Source organism: Microbacterium sp. CCH5-D1, assembly GCF_001557335.1.
Classification (GTDB): Bacteria; Actinomycetota; Actinomycetes; order Actinomycetales; family Microbacteriaceae; genus Microbacterium; species Microbacterium oxydans.
In genome coordinates this window covers 1-1,452 of record NZ_LSJW01000266.1, presented here as the reverse complement: position 1 = coordinate 1,452, position 1,452 = coordinate 1, and the positions used below count along the sequence as shown (strand labels likewise).

At 67.3% G+C, this 1,452-nt stretch carries 2 protein-coding genes; both read right to left on the bottom strand.

Going from position 1 to position 1,452, the window contains the following annotated elements; all coding sequences use genetic code 11:
• Nucleotides 1-28: 28 nt before the first annotated feature.
• Entirely contained in the window at nt 29-1,090 is a 1,062-nt protein-coding gene (locus AX744_RS16085) for a hemolysin family protein (RefSeq protein WP_046749470.1), read from the bottom strand.
• Nucleotides 1,087-1,452, bottom strand: a 366-nt coding sequence (locus AX744_RS16080) for a transporter associated domain-containing protein (protein ID WP_331709310.1), incomplete at its 5' end; no start/stop codon positions are given. The genes AX744_RS16080 and AX744_RS16085, both read right to left, overlap by 4 nt.

The window sequence follows — 1,452 nt, the reverse complement described above, 5'->3', positions numbered from 1 at the left end:
TCGGCGGCCTTCGTCGTGCGGTGGAGGATCAGCGTCCGCGGAAGCGACGTGTTGCGTCCTGAACCTCGCCGACCAGTTCCTCCAGGATGTCCTCGAGGAACAGGACAGCGGTGGTGTTCCCCTCCGCGTCCCGCACCTTGGCCAGGTGCCGGCCCGCGCGGCGCATGACCGCGAGGGCGTCCTCGAGGTCGGTGTTCTCCTGAACGGGCACCATGTGGTGGATACGCTTGGCCGGGACCGGCTGGATCATCTTGGTCTCGGCGTCCGCTCCCTCGGACGCCCGCAGGATGTCCTTGAGATGCACGTAGCCGATCGGAACCGACTCGTCGTCGACGATCACGTAACGCGAGAACCCGTAGCGGGCGACCGCCTTCTCGATGTCGTCCGGCGTCGTCGACTGCGGAAGAGTGACCAGATCGCTCAAGGGCACAGCGACATCCCTGGCCTTCTTGTCGGTGAACTCGACGGCGGCGGCGACGGTTCCCGCCGTGTCCATGAGCACGCCCTCGCGCCGCGACTGGCTGACGATGGTCGCGACCTCTTCGAGCGTGAACGTGGATGCCGCTTCATTCTTCGGCTCGACGCGGAACAGGCGCAGCACGCCGTTCGCCGCCGCGTTGAGCACCCAGATCACCGGCATGAAGACCTTCGACACCCAGACCAGCGGCGGGGCGAGGATCAGCACAGCGCGGTCCGGCACTGAGAAGGCGAGGTTCTTCGGCACCATCTCACCGAACACCACGTGCAGGAACGAGACGACCAGCAGCGCGACCGTGAACGACACGGCATCGACGGCGCCGTCCGGCCACCCCAGCGCATGCAGCGGCACCGACAGCAGGTGGTGGATGGCCGGCTCCGACACGTTGAGGATCAGCAGCGAGCAGATCGTGATGCCGAGCTGTGAGGTCGCGAGCATGAGAGTGGCATGCTCCATCGCGTACAGGGCCGTCTTCGCCGCACGCGAACCCTGATCCGCGCGCGGCTCGATCTGCGATCTTCTGGCCGAGATCACGGCGAACTCGCCGCCGACGAAGAACGCGTTCGCGACCAGGAGCACGACGAGCCAGGCGAGTCCGCCCCAATCGCTCATCGGGTCACCTCCTCATCGACAGCCAGCGGTCTCGGCACGTAGCGCACCCGATCGACTCGCCGACCGTCCATGCGCACGACCTGCAGCGTGCCGGTGTCGAGCTCGACCTCGTCGCCGACCGACGGAACCCGTTCGAGCACGCTCATGACGTAGCCGCCGACGGTGTCGTAAACGTCGCCCTCCGGCACCTCAACGCCGGCGCGACGACGCAGCTCGTCCGGTCGGAGCTCCCCGGGGAACGTGATGCCCTCGCGGTTGCGGATCACTCCGGCCCTGGTGCGATCGTGCTCGTCGGCGACCTCGCCCACGAGCTCTTCGACCAGGTCTTCGAGAGTCACCAGACCGGCGGTGCCGCCGTACTC